The sequence below is a fragment of the Peptostreptococcus canis genome, from assembly GCF_014229965.1.
In the GTDB taxonomy this organism is placed as follows: Bacteria; Bacillota; Clostridia; order Peptostreptococcales; family Peptostreptococcaceae; genus Peptostreptococcus; species Peptostreptococcus canis.
The window spans coordinates 410,599-430,549 of sequence record NZ_JABGBW010000001.1 but is presented as its reverse complement, the minus strand read 5'-3'; the positions used below and the strand labels follow the sequence as shown (position 1 = coordinate 430,549).

Annotated in this window: 17 protein-coding genes and 1 other RNA gene; 2 read left to right on the top strand and 16 right to left on the bottom strand. The window is 28.5% G+C overall.

Annotated features, from left to right (window positions below; all coding sequences use genetic code 11):
- Positions 1–28: 28 nt before the first annotated feature.
- The 4 genes from HLB29_RS02045 to HLB29_RS02030 all read right to left on the bottom strand — a co-directional run bounded on the left by HLB29_RS02045 (position 29) and on the right by HLB29_RS02030 (position 3,237).
- Entirely contained in the window at positions 29–1,225 is a 1,197-nt protein-coding gene (locus HLB29_RS02045; RefSeq protein WP_330604342.1) for a class I SAM-dependent methyltransferase, read from the bottom strand.
- 210 nt (positions 1,226–1,435) lie between these two features.
- Positions 1,436–1,735: an MTH1187 family thiamine-binding protein gene (locus HLB29_RS02040; protein ID WP_185623489.1), complete on the bottom strand. Its 300-nt coding sequence runs from the start codon at positions 1,733–1,735 to the stop codon at positions 1,436–1,438.
- Between the two features lie 17 nt (positions 1,736–1,752).
- Positions 1,753–2,682: a glycosyltransferase family 2 protein gene (locus HLB29_RS02035; protein ID WP_185623488.1), complete on the bottom strand. Its 930-nt coding sequence runs from the start codon at positions 2,680–2,682 to the stop codon at positions 1,753–1,755.
- Positions 2,683–2,823: 141 nt separating this feature from the next.
- Positions 2,824–3,237, bottom strand: a complete 414-nt coding sequence (locus HLB29_RS02030; RefSeq protein ID WP_185623487.1) for a GtrA family protein — start codon at positions 3,235–3,237, stop codon at positions 2,824–2,826.
- A gap of 303 nt (positions 3,238–3,540) precedes the next feature.
- Here HLB29_RS02030 and ssrA point away from each other — a divergent pair.
- Positions 3,541–3,889: a transfer-messenger RNA gene (gene ssrA, locus HLB29_RS02025) on the top strand.
- Between the two features lie 302 nt (positions 3,890–4,191).
- Here ssrA and HLB29_RS02020 read toward each other — a convergent pair.
- Together HLB29_RS02020 and HLB29_RS02015 are read right to left on the bottom strand one after the other, a co-directional pair.
- Positions 4,192–4,512 carry a TfoX/Sxy family protein gene (locus tag HLB29_RS02020; RefSeq protein ID WP_185623486.1) on the bottom strand — a complete coding sequence of 107 codons (321 nt, stop codon included), beginning with the start codon at positions 4,510–4,512 and terminating at the stop codon, positions 4,192–4,194.
- Positions 4,513–4,572: 60 nt separating this feature from the next.
- Entirely contained in the window at positions 4,573–5,028 is a 456-nt protein-coding gene (locus HLB29_RS02015; protein WP_185623485.1) for a hypothetical protein, read from the bottom strand.
- Between the two features lie 244 nt (positions 5,029–5,272).
- Between HLB29_RS02015 and HLB29_RS02010 the strand changes: the two genes are divergently transcribed.
- Positions 5,273–6,094 carry a MerR family transcriptional regulator gene (locus tag HLB29_RS02010; RefSeq protein ID WP_185623484.1) on the top strand — a complete coding sequence of 274 codons (822 nt, stop codon included), beginning with the start codon at positions 5,273–5,275 and terminating at the stop codon, positions 6,092–6,094.
- A 219-nt stretch (positions 6,095–6,313) separates the two neighbouring features.
- On the opposite strand, the gene HLB29_RS02005 is transcribed toward HLB29_RS02010, so the two are convergent.
- The 10 genes from HLB29_RS02005 to HLB29_RS01960 form a co-directional block, all read right to left on the bottom strand.
- A complete protein-coding gene (locus HLB29_RS02005; protein ID WP_185623483.1) occupies positions 6,314–7,024 on the bottom strand; it encodes a DUF3800 domain-containing protein in 711 nt (236 codons plus the stop codon).
- Between the two features lie 157 nt (positions 7,025–7,181).
- The gene (gene smpB, locus HLB29_RS02000; RefSeq protein WP_185623482.1) at positions 7,182–7,637 is read right to left on the bottom strand and encodes an SsrA-binding protein SmpB; all 456 of its coding nucleotides are present in this window, start codon (positions 7,635–7,637) and stop codon (positions 7,182–7,184) included.
- The gene (locus HLB29_RS01995; RefSeq protein ID WP_185623481.1) at positions 7,606–10,308 is read right to left on the bottom strand and encodes a YfhO family protein; all 2,703 of its coding nucleotides are present in this window, start codon (positions 10,306–10,308) and stop codon (positions 7,606–7,608) included. Before HLB29_RS01995 ends, smpB begins: the two co-directional genes overlap by 32 nt.
- A gap of 88 nt (positions 10,309–10,396) precedes the next feature.
- Positions 10,397–12,517, bottom strand: a complete 2,121-nt coding sequence (gene rnr, locus HLB29_RS01990; protein ID WP_185623480.1) for a ribonuclease R — start codon at positions 12,515–12,517, stop codon at positions 10,397–10,399.
- 77 nt (positions 12,518–12,594) lie between these two features.
- Positions 12,595–12,822: a preprotein translocase subunit SecG gene (gene secG / locus HLB29_RS01985; RefSeq protein WP_185623479.1), complete on the bottom strand. Its 228-nt coding sequence runs from the start codon at positions 12,820–12,822 to the stop codon at positions 12,595–12,597.
- A 261-nt stretch (positions 12,823–13,083) separates the two neighbouring features.
- Positions 13,084–14,472 carry a DUF3329 domain-containing protein gene (locus HLB29_RS01980; RefSeq protein WP_185623478.1) on the bottom strand — a complete coding sequence of 463 codons (1,389 nt, stop codon included), beginning with the start codon at positions 14,470–14,472 and terminating at the stop codon, positions 13,084–13,086.
- A 223-nt stretch (positions 14,473–14,695) separates the two neighbouring features.
- Positions 14,696–15,988 carry a phosphopyruvate hydratase gene (gene eno, locus HLB29_RS01975; RefSeq protein WP_185623477.1) on the bottom strand — a complete coding sequence of 431 codons (1,293 nt, stop codon included), beginning with the start codon at positions 15,986–15,988 and terminating at the stop codon, positions 14,696–14,698.
- Between the two features lie 287 nt (positions 15,989–16,275).
- Positions 16,276–17,805 carry a 2,3-bisphosphoglycerate-independent phosphoglycerate mutase gene (gene gpmI, locus HLB29_RS01970; protein ID WP_185623476.1) on the bottom strand — a complete coding sequence of 510 codons (1,530 nt, stop codon included), beginning with the start codon at positions 17,803–17,805 and terminating at the stop codon, positions 16,276–16,278.
- A 92-nt stretch (positions 17,806–17,897) separates the two neighbouring features.
- Entirely contained in the window at positions 17,898–18,638 is a 741-nt protein-coding gene (gene tpiA / locus HLB29_RS01965) for a triose-phosphate isomerase (RefSeq protein WP_185623475.1), read from the bottom strand.
- Positions 18,639–18,656: 18 nt separating this feature from the next.
- Positions 18,657–19,856: a phosphoglycerate kinase gene (locus HLB29_RS01960; RefSeq protein WP_185623474.1), complete on the bottom strand. Its 1,200-nt coding sequence runs from the start codon at positions 19,854–19,856 to the stop codon at positions 18,657–18,659.
- Positions 19,857–19,951: the final 95 nt, after the last annotated feature.

Here is a 19,951-nt window from a genome sequence, read left to right as displayed (position 1 = left end):
ACTCAATTTTTCTATTAAAAAATCAAATTTAAACATTTTTTATTTTTTCCTCTAGTAAATTATATAATGTTTGATCAAAATAAAATTCTCTTCTTAAATTTTCGATTTCCATTAAAGATTTCTTTCTTTTATCACTACTTATATTAGATTTCACTGCTCTTATTAATATATTCTTGGGAGAATGTGAAATATCTATAAACTCCAGTAGTTGCGTTCTATATCCCATAACCTCCAGAAGATTCGCCCTGATTGCATCTGTAAATAGAGCAGACACTCTTTCTTGAACAATCCCATATTTGGTAAGTATATTCAAATTTTTTGCTTTAATACTGGAATTTATTTCATGCTGACAACACGGTACGGAAAATATCATCTTTGCATTCCAATTTATTGCATTGTATAATGCATAATCCGTGGCTGTATCACATGCATGAAGAGTAATAACCATATCCACATTATTTTCATATCTGTATCCGTTTATATCCCCTATCTCAAATTTAAGATTTTCATATCCATATTTCTTTGATATTTCATTACATCTATCTATAACATCTTGTTTTAAATCCAAGCCGATAACATCAACCTTCATTTTCTTTATTTCAGTAAAATAATAATAAAGTATAAAAGTTAAATAAGATTTTCCACAACCGAAATCCAGTACTCTTAAAGTATTATCAGACTTATCAGAATAATATTTCTCTACTTTTTTAATTTCATCATCTATTATTTCTATAAATCTATTAATCTGTTTATATTTATCGTATTTTGAATTAACAACTTTTCCATCTTGCGTAAAAATTCCTAAATCTTTTAATGGCGGTATATCCATTCCTTCTTTTAAAATATAATTCTTCTTTTTATTATGTTCTCTATTTATGGAAATAGTATTTTTTTGTTCCTTTTTTGAGAAGAATATCTTTCCTTTTTTTGAGATTCTCATATCGCAACTGTAATTTTCAGAAGTAGAAGAAAGTTGTTTATATTTTCCCATAAAATATATTAATTTTTCTCTTAGTTCTTTATCCTCAATATTTTCGTGAAATACCTGTTTTTCTGTAAAAAATTCAATCTGATAATATGATTTCTCTTTAGAGTAGTTTTTATTTATCTTAACCTTATTGTATTTATACTCTTTATCAGACTTATTACTTATAACAATCCTTATAGGATTTAATTTAATTATTATATCTATATATTCTTCTATTTTTTCCATGTAAATTTTCAATATATCCTCCATCTATGTATTATTAATCATAGTTAGGGGGCCAACTTGTGAAAAATAACCTTTATCAAAAATAAAATACAACAAAATGTTATTTTTACTTTTGAAAGATAAAATTTCATACTTCTAGTCGCCCCCTGTTTCAGTTATACTATCCAAGTTGATTATTTTATTTTTTTATGTTCACTATACTCTGTACCTAAATATTATTAATTAAAGTTTTGAATTTACGGATTGAAGTTTTTGTTCCATACTGGATTTTTTATCTCTTCTATCATCAACCTTTATTATTGAATAAACTCTATCTACTCCTTTATCAAAAACATCCTCTTGTATTTTTCTAATTAATCTAAATATTTCATCTATGTCACCTTCCATAACAGTCCCCATTGGATTCAACATATATTTTACTTTTTCCTGCTCACTTAAGATTTTTTGTGCTCCGGCTACATATTTACTTGCACTTGTAGTTCCTGTCCCCAAAGGACAAACTGTTAATTCTACTATTGCCATAACAATACCTCCTAAAATTATTCAGACTTTTCTTTTGATATATATATTGGTCTACTTTTTACCTCCAAATACGTTTTTGATAAATATTGACCTAATATTCCAATAGTCAACAACTGTATTCCTCCCAAGAAAAATATTGAACAAATAACAGTTGGAAATCCCTTTACAACTTCACCAAATATTATCGCCTTAAAAAAGAATATTAAAAGTAACACCGAGGATATTATAAAAGATACTATACCTAAAATACTAGATACAAATAGTGGCATAGTAGAAAAAGCTACTATACCTTCAATTGAATACTTAAATAAATTCATAAAATTCCATTTACTTGTACCTGTTGTTCTATCTATATTTTCATATTCAATATCAATGTTATTATATCCAACCCAACTAAAAATCCCTTTTGTAAACCTATTGTACTCACTTAAATCCAAAACAGAATTCACAAACTGTCTTGTCATCATTCTGTAGTCAGTCGCATTTTGCTTGATTTCCGTATCAGACAGTAAATTTATAAATTTATAAAATGTAGTAGAAAGAAATGCTCTCAATTTAGATTCTCCTACTCTATTTTTTCTGATTGTCCCAACGCTATCATAACCGTGATTCACTATTTTATCAATCATTTCATGTATTAATTCAGGCGGATGTTGTAAATCTGCATCCATAAGAACAACTAAATCACCTTTACTGGCTTTAAGTCCGGCATAAATAGCCGCTTCTTTCCCAAAATTTCTGGAAAAAGAAATATATCTTATTAAATCATCGCTTTTTTTCAATCTTTTTATATCTTCAAGAGTTTTATCTTTAGAACCATCATCCACAAAAATTAACTCATAACTCGAAATTTTTTCATTTTTATTTATTTCTTTTCTTAATACTCCATATAATTCATCTAAAACCCCTTCCTCATTAAAGCAAGGAATAACTATGGACAGAAACATTAAACCATCTCCCTCTTCTATATGATTGATAAGTAATTTTTTTATATCTCCAATCTGCATAACTACTTTATTACAATAGATATTATAACTACTTTTCCTTTATAAAAATTTAACTCTTATATATTTATATACACTTACTATTTAATATTTTTTAAACACCAATACTTTACTAAATATATAGTTTAGTATAACAACGACAAATGCAACTACTACTTTTGATATGTTTTCACCAAAATTAAACAGGTCAATCATGCAAAATAAAATTGCCGTTTCTGCAACACCAGATATTAGTCTTGACATAAAAAATAGGCACATTTCACGAAAAACGAATTTGAAACCTATATTTACTTTTTCAAATACGTATAACCTATTTGTCACATATGCAAACAAAACAGCCGCAATCCAAGCAATAATGTTAGCAATCAAATAATGTATATTTAATAGATTTGTAAAAGAAAAATATACTATAAAATTTACAAGTGTTGTAAAACCCCCAAATATAATATAGTTTATTATTTCCTTATTCTTTTTATATATTTTTATTATATTCTCCATAAAATACCTCTTTAACTTAATATATCTATTATTTTACTATATCATTAATATAATTTCAAAGAAAATTAAAATAGAGTTAACTTTTAGATATAAAGACGACTATATTTAATTTCACTATCTTGTTTAATATAAAATAGTATAATAATCATTGATTTATAGCCTTTATATATTTTATTATTTATCTCGTTTTATTTTCTCAAATTGTAATAACATTTTCTAGTTTTATTGATTATTTTTTAAGAATATGATACAATTTTATAAATAAACCTTAGATACTACGTTTGTTTATTTAAGTAAACAATCGGGGATGTACCGGTTTCGACGTGGGTTTTGAACTTGAGGTTGCATGTCGTGTTACTCTGGGTCACGTAAAAACTGGGGAAATTAAAACAAACGCAAACGAAAATAATTTATTAGCTGCCTAAGCAGCTCGTCCTTCTTAATCCTCCTGCCGATTAAGAACTGACGCCATTTATGCAGGGAACTACTTTAGGGGTGTCTTGACCTAAAAGTCGATTTATTAAGACTGGACTCATTTGAATCCTGTCACTCGGAGTCAAATGAGTCAAGAAAATAAAAGAGATGGCTAAACATGTAGATACAGCAGGGAATAGATTTACGGACAGGGGTTCGACTCCCCTCATCTCCACCAAAAAACAAATAGTTTATTAGTGGATATATTAGAAATACTAGATTGTAAAATTCGGTATTTCTTTTTTTATTGATAAAATAACAGAACTGTACAATTCTAGATTTTTTGGGGAGTGGATAGTGCAGATATTATGCGAATCAATTATATCGAGTCTATGAAAAATTAAGTTTTAATAATTTATGAAAACCCAAACAAAACCAACCAATACATTTAAAAATAGACTGTTATAAGTATCAGTCTATTTTAAAATTGCTATATCTATAGCTTCTATTAGTTATTTGGATCAAAAAACTGGAAATTGCTTATTTCTTCTTTTTAGGTTTTGAGGCTGGAAGTTCATCAAACATAGTATTAAATAAACCTGCCAAATATTCTTTATCATCTACATTATCTACTAATATCATTTCTTTTGCACCTTCATATGGTAACTCATATTCTGGAGTTGATATATAATTTATTGCTGATTTTACGGGTTTAACAAGCAATCTATCATCATATATTCCTCCAACAATCTTGCCTTTATAATATAGGATATACTCTCCCATCATTGCCCTATAATTTATATCCTCTAGCCCAGATAATTGCTCCATAATAAAATCTAAATACTCCCTACTGGATGCCATAATATCACCTCAATTCAAATCTCCAGTTGAAATTTTAATTTATTATAACATTTTTTCTGATTAATCAGCATCTTTTTGTTCTTTTAAATATTTTTCTACTTCTTCAGCATTCAGTCTTCTGATTTCCGAATTGGGAAACTCCATATATTCTGAATGCTGATAGGCAGGAGTCATTGTCTCACATGTCTTACCCTTGTTATTTTTCAAGTATTTACGTAGCTCTATTTCATTAGGAAAAATCTTATACAACTTTCTTCCTTTAGCACTTTTTATTTCATAGATACCACAATTAGTTTTATTTGTCACATCTGCCGTTCGTAAATATAACTTCGCTATTTCTAATGTTTTGAAAGGAAAATTCCACCTTTGCAAACCGCCTTTTTCAGTCTTATTTATACAAATACATCTACCACAAGTTCCGCAAATATATTGCAAATGATTTTCTAAACATTCGCGTGGCTCTATCATTGGTGTGATTCTTTTATTACTGCTATAACATTCTCTACATTCACTCATTTTCTTTCCCTCCTTTTGTTTCAATTATAATTTATCTAAAATAATTCAGACCATTATAGTTAGTTTCATAAAGTACGTATTCAAATTTACTCCTTTAGTATCATCTGTATTTTGACTGCAATTAGTTTTACAAAATACATATTTAAATTCTATTTCGTCGGCTTCTTTCTTTTGATATAATATTAATTATAAACGTTGTCACAGTTGCAAGGTCAATAGTAAATTTATGAAAGTAGGAATAGTTATGCTTAAGATAAGAGAATTTTCAGTTCTGTCTCAGATAGGAGTACGCATGCTTAGACACTATGATAAAATAGGTTTATTGAGTCCTGCCTATGTAGATAAAAGTAACAGTTATAGGTATTATAATGAAGAACAATTACTGATAGCAAATACAATACAAACTCTGAAAAGTCTGGGTATAAGCTTGAAAGAAATAAAATCTTTGTTAGACAAATGTAATGATTCAAAGTATATGAGTTCGTATCTAAATGATCTACTGATAAAACGTCAAAAAGAATTAAAGGATATAGAAAATAATATTACACATATTAATTCTGTTTTAAAAACTATAGATAACAGCTCAATTTACAGTTTTAAAATCAATTTGAAAAAAATTCCTCGACAAAATGTAGTAAGTTTGCGTAAAAAAGTAAATTCTTATCAAGAGGAAAAAGAACTTTTTCAAACTATACTTCGCGAAATTACTGAACAGGATATAAAGTTACAAAACCCTCCATATAATATATCAATTTATCATGACAAAGAATTTAAGGATGCAAATATTGATATTGAAATACAATGTAGTGTAATAGGAGAGTATTCGAATTTACATAATATAACTTTTAAAACTGAGAGTCCTAAGACTATAATTTCAGTTGTTATGCAAGGCGACTTTGATTTCATGAATGGACTAAATTTAGCTGTAGCAAACTGGTTAAAGGATAATCATTATGTTTTTGCCGGTTCTATGTATAACATATATCATAAACCGCCAAACGATTGTGTTGGTTCTGAAAATTGGCTTACTGAAGTTTGCTTTCCCGTTGAAAAAGAAACAAGCTAACCCAAGCTATAAGGATTAAAAACCATCATGAAAAACAATAGCGCAAATAAATATGTTATTTTTTTAACATAGGACTATATTAGTTTTTATCACATTGATTTCTGATAAAATATGTATTATAATAATGTAAAGATGATATTAGTAATTCTAAAAGAAGGGCGTACATACATTCGTAAGTTGCCTGTAATGGTAACCCCCTTTTAGTTGATATCATTTTTTTTATTCCAAAAACTCTTTTATCTTACAACTTGATTTAGGAAAATACTCACATTTTTCAAGGTTGCCAATTTTTATTTCATTAAATAAATCCATAGCCTTTCTTTGATCTACTTCGTTATTTTTTCCCTTTAGTAACCTCCATAAGAAATTTGCAAATACATCTGCTATCTGAATCATTGTATTTTCTTTTGAATCTAAATAACTAACTCTTACTTCATATAAAAGATCTTCCTCAACACAAAACTTTGTCGTCATGTAGTCTTGCAAAGATTTCAAGTTTTCTATAGCAACATTTCTATTGTCCAGATTAATATGCAATGTATCACAGTCATAAATTAAATGTTTCATCAATAAATACATTAAATAATTAAACGTTATTGCCGGTTTTGTCCTCATTTTATAAGGTGAATGGTAATTATCGAAAACTATAAAACTAAATTTAATATCGGTTTTTCTTATCAACTCTTCCAGTATAAACCTTTTAAAATCCAGATTCATCTGAGATCCTTTTATTTCATATCTGACATCTAACTCTAACTCCGGATTTTTACTTAAATACTTCACTTTTGCTTTTCTGAAAATTCTTTTGGTATGTTCAACATTATTAGTTTTCAATCCAGCTATAATCAAAAATCTATGATTCCCATTATTATATGTAGTTATTGTCCCTGATTCATCAAAATAATATATTTTTTCTGCCAATGCATCCATCTTTTCACCACCTATTTATTTGATTATACCATATGAAACAATAATCAGTTTCATTTTTTTATATAATGTAACTAATAAAAATATTTGCATAGTACATTTATATAATATAATATGATATAATAAAATAATTTTTAAAAAAGGGAGACCTTAATCTCCCCTAATATTTATCACTCATTTCTCTTTGAATCCTTCTTTCAGCATCTTTTTTAGCCATATCTTGACGCTTATCATATAGTTTTTTACCTTTTGCCAATCCTAATTCAACTTTAACTTTTCCATTTTTTAGATACATACTCAAGGGAATTAGAGAATATCCCTTTATAGTCGTCGCTCCAATAAGTTTTCTAATTTGATATTTATGCAAAAGAAGTTTTCTTACTCTAAGTGGATCCACATTGAATCTATTTCCCTGCTCATAAGGACTAATATGAACTTGTCTTAAAAAAACCTCACTATTATCAACAGTTGCATATCCTTCTTTCAAATTTATTTTTCCCTGTCTTATAGATTTAACTTCCGTTCCTTTAAGTTCTATTCCACATTCGTACACATCTTCAATGAAGTAATTATGTCTTACAACCTTATTTTTTGCTAGTATTTTTATTCCAGCCATAATTTTCCCTTTCAAATCCCTTTCTTAATATGAAATATACTAATAAAATAATTATACCTGCAATACTCGCATAATTCCCATAATTTTGCCATGGTCTTTTATATTCAAAATCAACATTATGCTTTCCTGCTTTTAATTTAATTGCCATAAAACCGGTATTTGCCCTTATTATCTCTGTTTCTTTTCCATTGTCTTTGGCAATCCATCCTTTACTATATGGTATAGATATAAATAGTATTTTATCTTTATCTAAGTCTATTTTACCATTAAATTTATCTTTTCCAATATTTACTTCTTTTAAATGATTTTTGGATAATTTTTCTTTATTATTTTCTAAATTATCTAAGTCTATACACTCTAACTTTATATCATTTATACTAAAGCTTCCTTTTTGAGGAATATTTATAATAACGGTATGTTTTCCTTTTTTTATATAACCAAGATTACATAGTTTTTCTTTTTCGCCTGAATACCAGTTGGAAGATTCTTTTGTAAATTTTATGGTAGATTTATTTTTTCCATTATCAACATATATTACATCATTGTTTATAAATGTGTCTTGAGATTTCAATCTCATATACAATTCCCCATCAAATCTTGTATTGAAATCCAATACCAAATTATATCCTTGATGATTATTGATATATGAATCACTTAAATCTACTTTATTTCCATCTTTTATAAAACCCGGCTTAAAATGTACGTCTGATTTTTTTAAATAATTCTTTTTAAAATAACTATTGTCTAATTTTTCAATATTTGACAAATCGTATTTTTCTTTTCTGTTTTTACTAAGAAATCCTATTTTATCAGGTGTATATGAATTTATTATACACGCATTCATTAATATGTCTTCCTTATCCAAAGGATTCATATATTTCAAATATTCTTCTTCTATATATTTATCATAAGTAAATCCAAATGGTATATAATTGCTATCTTCATATATTTTGCCTTTTTTTTCATATCCAAAAGGTACTTTATCACCATAATAGTACTTTGTGGATAAAATACTGTTTAATCTTGCTCTTGAATCAAAACTATGTAATTTTGTTACTGGTGCGGCTGCAGAATTCATGTATTCAAGATTAAACTCCGATAAATTTTTATTTTCAATACTGTAATACACAGATCCGGATTTATAATTATAGATATCAGATAAATTATATCCTCCATTCATTTGATTATCAAATCTAGAAAATCCATCATTCTTATTTTTTTCTACACTTTCATATTTGATCTTATACATTTTTTCTAGCTCTTTTTTATCGACTAAAGCACCATTATTTATACCACTCCATATATATACGAAGTTACTCATTAATAAAGAAGCTATCAACAACATATATATTAACCTTTTTTTGCTTCCAGCAAGCAATATAATCATATATATAATTCCCACAAATATAGGAATCGAAATGCCTAATATATATGATTTGTATATGTTTCCACCTTGAATTTGATTTGATATTATATTATAAGTTTTTAAAGTATATCCTCCAAGCAAAATAAAAGTTATTATTATCATTAATACTTTTTTATTTTTCTCTAAATTTTTTAAACTATCATATCTGTCTACAAATATATATGATAACAAAAGAATTATAATAAAATACCATCTAAAATTGTCATATGAAAATGCACCCATGACTTTATGTATTTTGGGAGACAATATAAGTAAAATAGAAAGAATCATTAATATTTTTAACTTGTAATTTCCTCTATTTATCCATAAATCAACAATACTAAACATTGTAACCATAGATATACCAACCACTGCAAAATTAGTCATATTTGGTAAGACAAACATATTATAGAAATAGTTTATGATCTCAGTTTTACTCATTAGATAGGACGGTTCAATTTTCCCTATTGTTCTAATACTATTGGTAAATAAGCTGTAGATGACTGGAACAAATACAACACCTGCAATTAGTATAGATAATAAATATGAACTAATACCACTCACAAATATTTTTACCGATTTTCTAAAACCGTTTTCTCTCGACAATAATAATATGCTCACAATTGCATATACAAATGCAGTCAAGGATAGCATATAAGCAAAATAAATATTCATAAATACCGCAATAACCATTGTAAATATAAATAAAAATGGTTTGTTCTTTCTTATCAATCTATCTACACTCAATATTAATATTGGCAGTATAATCATGGAATTGGTAAAATACAAATGCATAACCCCGGGAGTCAATGTATAGTTTGAAAAAGTGTAAATCAGTGCTCCGGCAACTATAATCTCTTTATTTTTCTTAAAATGTATACACATAATAATAAACGCAATTCCCGATAAGTATATTCTTAAAAATATTCTTATGGTATATAAAATTTGAGGTTCTATATTTTTTGAAAAAACCATTATTAAATTCAGTGGATCCGTTAATCCATAATAATGATATGTTGTCAATATATCTTGTCCAAGTCCCAAATTAAAATTAAAACTTGCAGCATTTTTTCCAAAACTTCTTATTGCATCATAAATATAATCATTCATAAAAAACTGAGCAGGAAAATGCTGAACCAATGCATCTGCATCATATACTAAACTTACTTCTTTAAAATTGGCAACCAATAATATTACTGATGATAACAATAAAAAAGCAATTGTATAGAGTAAAAAAATGTTATTAATTCTTAATTTTTTATGCATATAACCTCCAAAATTCATTTTATATTTAACAAAATAATAGTTTCATTTAGATTATATATTATTATAATATAAAAAACTTAACTTTTTATTACACCAGAGAAAAATCTATCTCTCTTAAATCAACATTTACATTTTCTACTTTTACCTGCAATTTTTGACCTAATCTATATATTTTTCCACTCTGTTTACCTACGAGAGTTTTTGATTTTTCAACATATTCAAAGTATTCCGGTATGTTTTGAAGACGAATTAATCCTTCTACTCCATTTGGTAATTCTACAAATATTCCAAATGAAGTTACGCTTGATATATGTCCTAAATATTTTTCACCAATTTTATTTTCCATATAAACTGCTTTATAATAATCATCTACATCTCTTTCGGCTAACTCTGCTTTTCTTTCCTGAATTGATGATTGATTACATACTTCTGCTAATAGATGTTCATAATGTTTAAATCTTTTTTTGTTATACTTTTTATTTATTATTTCTTTGATAATTCTATGTATCTGTAAGTCAGGGTATCTTCTTATTGGAGATGTAAAATGGCTATAATATTTGGCTGCGAGTCCAAAATGTCCCAAACTTTCCGGTGAATATCTTGCTTGTCTTAGAGTTCTCAACATCACTCTTCCTACAGATTGCTTAGTATCTAAATCTTTAATTGAGTTAAGTGCTTTCTGTAAATCCTTCGGTCTTACTCCTGTTCTTGAAAATATCATCTTATATCCTAACATATTCAAATACTCTTTTAACTCAATGATTTTATCCTCTTCAGGCTCCTCATGCACCCTATATACAAATGGAATCTTCATCCAATGATAATGTTCCGAAATAGTCTCATTAGTCAATAACATAAATTCTTCTATAATTTTATTGGATGTTCTTCTTTCATATGGAGAAATATCTATTGGTATCCCTTCTTCATCCAGTATTATATACGATTCTGGAAAATCAAAATCTATAGCTCCACGTTTTAATCTTCTATTTCTTAATACCAATGCTAATTTTTCCGCATTTTTTAAATTTTCAAGTAGAAATTCATATTTTTCTGAAAGTTCTTTGTTTTCATTTTCCAAAATATCACTTACTTCTGTGTACGTCAGTCTAGCCTTAGAATTTATTACTGATTCAACGATATCATAATTAATTACTTTCCCATTTTGTGGATTAATTTCCATAATACAGGAAAGAGTTAATCTATCTACATTTGGATTTAGCGAACATATTCCATTCGATAATTTAGGTGGTAACATAGGTATTACTTTATCAACCAGATAAACAGATGTAGCTCTTTTTAAAGCCTCTCTATCCAACGGAGAATTCTCTGTTACATAATGAGTTACATCGGCAATGTGTACACCCAATTTGAAATTACCATTTTCCATAATTTCAACGCAAACTGCATCATCAAAATCCTTAGAATCAGCTCCATCAATAGTATATATTATTTCATTTCTTAAATCTAATCTACCGTTTATTTCTTCTTCACCTATGTAATCAGGAATATCTTCTAATTGGTCGATAACTTTTTTAGGAAATTCTTCCAGTAGACTGTGATGTTTTATAATAGAATCAATTTCAACATAGCGATCGCCTTTTTTACCAATCACTTCTATAATCCTGCCTTCAGGTTTTTTACCATTTTCCGGCCATATATCTATCCTGCACACGACTTTATCATTATTTTTTGCACCACTAAAATATTTTTTTGGAATAAATATATCCATATCAAATTTTTTATTATCCACAATTACAAAACCGAAACTTGTATTTTGATGGAAAACTCCAACCACATCGTGATTTGCTCTTTTTATTATTTTTACAATTACGGCTTCGGCTTTTTTTTCAGGTGTTGAATTTTTTATTACTTTGACAATAATTTCGTCACCATCAAAAGCTCCATTTCTATCTTCTTCGTTAATAAAAATCCCTTCATCTTCTCCATCTACATCCACAAATCCATATCCATTCTTTGTAGAAGAGTATTTCCCTTTTTTCATAGAAAATAAATCCAATGTACCTACTTTTCCTTTTTTATTGATAAATAATTCTCCATTTGCAGCCAACTCATCTAATATGGAATTAAATTCTTCTATATCAGATTTATTTTCAAGAAAAATATCTGCCAACTCATTTCTTTTGATTATTTTATAGTCAATATGATTTATAAATCCCAAAATTCTTTCTTTTATATCTATCGGTAACATTCCCAGCCCTACCTTTCATTAATATTTAATTGAAAAAAAACACCTTTACAATGAATTGCAAGGTGCCTAGATTACAATTATTTTATTACAGTTAAAAGTGCAATAGCATTTATAAAGAATAAAATCGATAATATTTTAGTCATTTTGTTTAAAAATGCTTCTTTTCCCTTTGGTTTAAAATATGCTTGTGAATCAGTATCTTCTATAAATACCTGTGTCTGAGTCTGTTTACTTTCTTGAGGTAAAACAACTATAATTAATAGTATACTAAGAAGTAACTGTATACCCATCAATATATTTCCCATATTATATCCTCCCTTAATCTATCTCTTTGCAATAATTTTTATTAGTTATTTAAAATCCAAAACCTATTATATCATAAAGCGATAACTTTAACAAGATTTGGCAATATAATATTACGGTAAATTTCTTAATTATCAGCATATATATTATACTTCGAGAGTAATCTGCTACAATTCAATTTAACTATTAAAGCTAAAATTGTTTTAGTTGTATTTATTATATCTATAATTTATGTTTTTTAATAATTATTAAAACTTTATCCTTTATTTTAAAGTCACTGAATTTACGCCATAATACCAACTTATACTTTTATTCATCCAATTTTTAGGATTATCTTTTTCTATATCATCCAACTCAAAAGCCGCTTCATATTTATCTCCTCCTGCTTTTACCTCTGGCACGACTATATTATCTAAAACTCCTTTTTTCTTACTTTCATAAATAATTCTTTCTCTTTTTTCATATTTTTTTTCATATTCTATATTTTTTGATAAAGCTTGAGGATAATTCTTAATAAAGAAAAATGAACCAAGGCATAAAGCAAATAAAATTAACAAATATCCACATATTTTTGTATATAAAAATATATTGTTTATAGATATCATTATTGCTATAATTAAAAAAACCACTGTCATTATCATTGCTCTCGCAGGAAATGTAGGTGACATAATCATAGAGAAAAAGGTTGCCAAAGCTGCTAAAATATATATCTCCGACTCACTTTCAGATTCATTGGATTTAACAATACTTGATAATATATGTATCGTAATAGCAAGTAAAAAAAGTATTAATATATACATATAAAATTTATGAAACATATTATCTAATCTATTCAAATATCTCTCTATTAAATAAGGAGATTCTTTAAAGTAATTGATTCTTTTAAAATTCCCTGGAGCTGTGAGCATTAAAATATATCCAGTTAACATGCTTATTAACATTGCAATATAAATTTTTATGCTTTCTTTATGTCTAAATTTAACCAAATACATATAAGCGAATAATATGACTATTACTCCAACTACTGGATTTTCATTTGTTGAACCCGTTATAAATGATAATATTATATATAGAATAATTTTTTTTATTTCTATATTATTTTTTCCATTTTCTCTTACACATCTATCTTTATACACTTTTTTAATGGATAAAACCATAGCTAATATAAATACACTTGTCCACAAATAATTTGCAGCTCCTATTCTCCAAAGAAAAACTTGCCCAAATGCTGGTATAAATTTCCAGATTAATAAAAAAACTATCAATATATATAATATGGAAATTATTACTTTAGAGTTTTTAGACTCATATTTTTCCATGTCTATAAATCTATATATTTGGTATATAAAAATACAGAAGATAGTAGAATTTAATATTGCTATATACTTTTGATTAAACATAAGTAAAATACCACCTATACCATGAGAAAAAATTCTTCCATTTTCATTATAATATCGTCTTATTAAATTTTGAATAACTTGAAAAATAGAATTAATTCTGTTATGATTGATATCTATCTTGTTTAAAAAATCATCTGCCATCAGTGGTATATGTAAATTTAATACTAATATTGCAGAAAATATAAATATCAATGGCAAAATAATAAAAATATCTTCTTTTTTTACTTTAAATAATTTAATTTTCTCTTTCATTTATTTTCACTTCCTTTTCGTAATATATATCTTTTTTATTTTTTACCAGTATTTTTAAACAAGTTTAAAAATACTGGTAAAAAATAAAATCGTCTTCCTATAAGATTTAATAAAGCTATCTCGATAAAATGAAAATCACAGTATAAGAAGATATACTTCTTATACTGCAATTTTTGCTTAAACTTACTGGAAAAAATTCTTTATCAAATTTTTTCAGTATCAATTATTTACTTAAATTATAGAATGATTTTAATTGCTCGTATCTTGATGATTCTCCTACAATTTCTTCTATTCTTAATAACTGGTTATATTTCGCAACTCTATCAGTTCTTGATGGTGCACCAGTCTTAATCTGACCGGCATTTACAGCTACTGCAATATCAGCTATAGTTGTATCCTCTGTTTCACCCGATCTATGTGAGATAACAGCTGTATAACCAGCTCTTTTAGCCATTTCAATAGCATCTAGTGTTTCTGTAAGAGTACCTATCTGATTAACTTTTATAAGAATTGAGTTAGCTACACCAGACTCAATACCTCTTGATAACCTTTCAGTATTTGTAACAAATAGGTCATCTCCAACTAACTGAATTTTCTTTCCTAATCTCTCAGTCAAAGCTTTCCAACCTGTCCAATCTTCTTCATCAAGACCATCTTCTATTGTTATAATAGGGAATTCATTTACCCAACCTTCGTATAACTCAATCATTTCTTCTGAAGAAAGAACTTTTCCTTCTCCCTTTAATTCATACTTTCCTGTTTCTTTATTATACATTTCTGAAGAAGCAACATCCATTCCCAGCATGATGTCTTTACCAGGCTCTAATCCTGCACCTTTAATCGCATCAACAATTAATTCTAATGCTTCTCTATTTGAATTAAGGTTTGGAGCAAATCCACCCTCATCACCTACGCCGCAAGCAAGTTCTCTTTCAGCAAGAACTTTCTTTAATGAATGGAATACTTCTGCCCCCATTCTCAATGCCTCAGCAAATGAAGATGCACCCACAGGTAAAATCATAAATTCCTGAACGTCAACATTATTATCCGCATGTTCTCCGCCATTTAATATATTCATCATTGGCACTGGAAGTTGTTTTGCATTCACGCCACCAATATATTGAAATAATGGCAGACCTAATTCATCAGCTGCTGCTCTGGCTACGGCCAAAGAAACACCTAAGATAGCATTAGCCCCTAATTTGCCTTTATTTGGAGTGCCGTCAATTTCACACATTAATTCATCTATTCCCGGTTGATCAAATGCGTCCAATCCCTCAACTTCAGGAGCAATTATTTCATTTACATTATCTACTGCTTTCTGGACACCCTTTCCAAGATATCTTCCTTTATCACCATCTCTTAACTCTACGGCCTCAAAAGCACCAGTTGAAGCTCCTGATGGCACTATAGCTCTTCCCATAGCTCCACTTTCTAATACTACTTCAACCTCTACAGTTGGATTACCTCTTGAGTCTAATACTTCTCTTGCATATACTAATTCAATAATTGACATTTTCATTCCCCTTTCAATATATAAAATAGATTAAGTACAATAATATTATATCACAAACTAACGTATTTTAAGTATGTATAAAAATCCTATTATTAATTTTGTTTTGTTTACAAATAAATTGATGGGTAAATTTGTAAAAGTCTTTATCATATTATATTTCGAATTATACCTCAAACTTTTACCTGTTTGTTGATATTATTGTTCTTTCTAAAATATTTTTAAATTCCATCAAATCTACATCAATATGCAGCTTTTTTAAAATTGCACCTTATTTCTCACTACAACAGCTATCTTTTTATTAGTGAGTGACCTGTTATTTCTTCTGGCTGTACCATATTCATCATATCAAGTACTGTAGGAGCAATATCAGATAGTTTACCATCACTCAACAATTTAACATCTTTAAATGCTTCTCCAACTACTATAAATGGTACGGGATTCGTAGAATGAGATGTAATTGGTCTACCAGTTTCTAAGTCAATCATCAATTCGGCATTACCATGATCAGCAGTAATTATGCCACTACCACCTTTGGATAACACTTTATCAAATAATTTACCAACACATTCATCTACTGTTTTTATAGCTTTTTCAGTTGCTTTCATATCACCAGTATGACCTACCATATCAGGATTTGCAAAGTTTACAGCTATAAAATCATATTTATCTTCATCTATCTTTTCCAATAATTGTTCTAATAACTCATATGCCGACATTTCGGGTTTCATATCATAGGTTGCAACCTTTGGCGAAGCAATTAGTAATCTGTCTTCTCCATCATAAGGTTCTTCTTTTCCACCATTGAAAAAGAAAGTGACATGTGCATACTTTTCTGTTTCAGCTGCTCTTAACTGTAGTTTACCATTTTTAGATAGATATTCACCTAATGTATTCACTATATCTTCCGGTTCATAAGCCACTTTTACATTTTCCATAGTTGCATCGTAAGTTGTCATACAAATAAACTGAGTCGGAATAATATTTCTTTCAAATCCATCAAATTCTCTATCCGTAATAGCTCTAGTTATTTCTCTAGCTCTGTCCGGTCTAAAATTAAAAAATACAACTGAATCTTCATTAGATAATTTAGTAAGTGGCTCTCCACTATCAGTTATTATTGTAGGTACAATAAATTCATCGTTTATACCTGCATCATATGAATCTTTAATGCATTTCATAGCTGATTCAGAGTAGTTTCCTTTTGCATAAACAATGGCATCATATGCTTTCTCTACTCTATCCCATCTCTTATCTCTATCCATAGCATAATATCTTCCGGATATAGTAGCAATCTTTCCTACTCCAACTTTATTCATATAACTTTCAATTTCTTCCACAAAATCTATAGCACTCTGAGGATCCGTATCTCTACCATCAGTAAATGCATGAACAAAAACATTTTTCAAACCATTTTTACTTGCCATATCTATCAATGCTTTCAAATGATCTATATGTGAATGTACTCCTCCATCAGATAATAACCCTAATATATGAAGGCTTTTATCTTTTGCATTAATCATGGCTGATTTCAATGCTTTATTTTCAAAAAAATCTCCGTCCATTATAGATTTTGTTATTCTTGTCAAATCTTGATATACTACTCTACCGGCACCTATATTAGTGTGTCCTACTTCTGAATTTCCCATCTGTCCATTCGGAAGTCCTACATCCATTCCACTTGCTTTAATTAATGTATGCGGGAATCTTTCACTTAGTGCATCCAAGTTAGGTGTTCCTGCCAAAACTATGGCATTACCTTCCTTGTTTTGCGTATAACCAAAACCATCCATTATTGTTAAAACTACTGGTTTTTTCATAAACTCTTCCTTTTTTAAATATTTTTACATATTTTTATACACTTATACTTTTCAATATATGCAATACAATTTACCCTATATTTTATATACTACTAGAATCTTAATAATCCTAAAAAATCATTTGGATTAAGTGATGCACCACCTACCAATGCACCATCAATATCAGATTGTCCCATTATTTCCGATACATTTGACGGTTTTACACTTCCACCATATTGTATTCTAACCTTATCTGCCAAATCTCCAAACATACTTCTTATTATAGTTCTTATTTCTGCTATAACCTCATTAGCCTGTTCTGAAGTAGCTGTTTTACCTGTTCCTATAGCCCATATTGGTTCATATGCTACGACTACTTTATCAATATCCTCAGATTTAACATTAGCTAGACCTTTTATTATTTGCCCTTTTACCTTTTCTATTGTTCTGTTTGATTCTCTTTCTTCAAGAGTTTCACCGCAACAAAGTATTGGATTTATTCCAACTTCAATTGCTTTTAAAACTTTTTTATTACAAGTTTCATCTGTTTCATTAAAATATTCTCTTCTCTCAGAATGTCCAATTATTACATAATCAATTCCAAGTTCAACTAAATTTGCAGAAGATACTTCACCTGTAAAAGCACCAGAATTTTCAAAGTGCATATTCTGAGCACCAATTTTTATATTAGTACCTTTACTTGCTTCCTTTAAATCTTTTAATAAAGTAAATGGTGCACAAATTAATACTTCTGTTTCACCATCACTTTTTCCTTTTATTTCATTTATAAACTCAAGACCTTCTGCAATTGTCTTATTCATCTTCCAGTTTCCTGCTATAATTGGCTTTCTCATTTCATTCTCCCTTCGAATCTATTTATTTCCTAACGCGGCAATCCCTGGCAACTCCTTACCTTCTAAAAACTCTAATGAAGCTCCTCCACCAGTTGATATATGGCTCATCTTATTTCCAAATCCTATCTGATTTACTGCGGCTGCAGAATCTCCGCCACCTATAATAGTAGTTGCTTCTGCATCTGCCATAGCTTGAGCTATTGCCTTAGTTCCATTTGCGAAATTTTCGAATTCAAAAACTCCCATTGGTCCGTTCCATACTATTGTTTTTGAAGACTTAACAGCTTCTGTAAATAATTCCCTAGTCTTCGGTCCAATATCAAGTCCCATACAGTCGGATGGTATATCTCTGCCCTCTGTAATGTGTGGTTGTGCATCTTCTGCAAATCTATCCGCATACACCACATCAACTGGCAACAAAAGTTTAACACCTTTTGATTTGGCTTTATCTATCATCTCTTTTGCATAATCTATCTTGTCTTCCTCTAAAAGAGATGTACCTATTTCATGACCTAATGCTTTTATAAAAGTATAAGCCATTCCTCCTCCTATTATTAAAGTATCTACCTTTTCCAACAGGTTGTTTATAACGCCTAATTTATCACTTACTTTTGCACCACCTAATATTGCTAAAAATGGTCTTACTGGGTTTTCAACTGCAGCACCTAAAAAATCCAGTTCTTTTTGAATAAGGTAACCGCAAACTCTTTCTTCTAAAAACTCCCCTGCACCTACTGTTGAACAATGTACCCTATGTGCAGTACCAAAGGCATCATTTACAAATATTTCTGCCAATGAAGCCAGCTCCTTTGAAAAGCTTTCTTCATTTTTAGTTTCTTCTTTTCTATATCTTGTATTCTGTAATAATACTACATCCCCATCATCCATCTTTTCAATTGCATTTTTTGCATTTTCTCCTACAACATTATCATCTGCAGCAAAAACTACTTCCTTACCCAACATTTCAGATAATCTTTTAGCAACTGGTTCTAATGATAGCTCCGGTTTTGCTTCTCCTTTTGGCTTACCAAGATGTGAACAAAGAATTACTTTAGCTCCGTTTTCCACTAAATATTTAATAGTCGGCATCGCTCCTACCAATCTATTTTCATCAGTTATTTTTCCTTCTTTTAGTGGTACATTGAAATCACATCTCACTAGGCATTTTTTTCCCTTTACATTAATATCTTCAATTGATTTTTTATTTAGCATTGACATAATAGTTCTCCTTTTCAAAATATATTTACCTAAAACATTTACAATAAATATATTATATCATATTTGATAAAATAATTGAATTATGATGATTATAT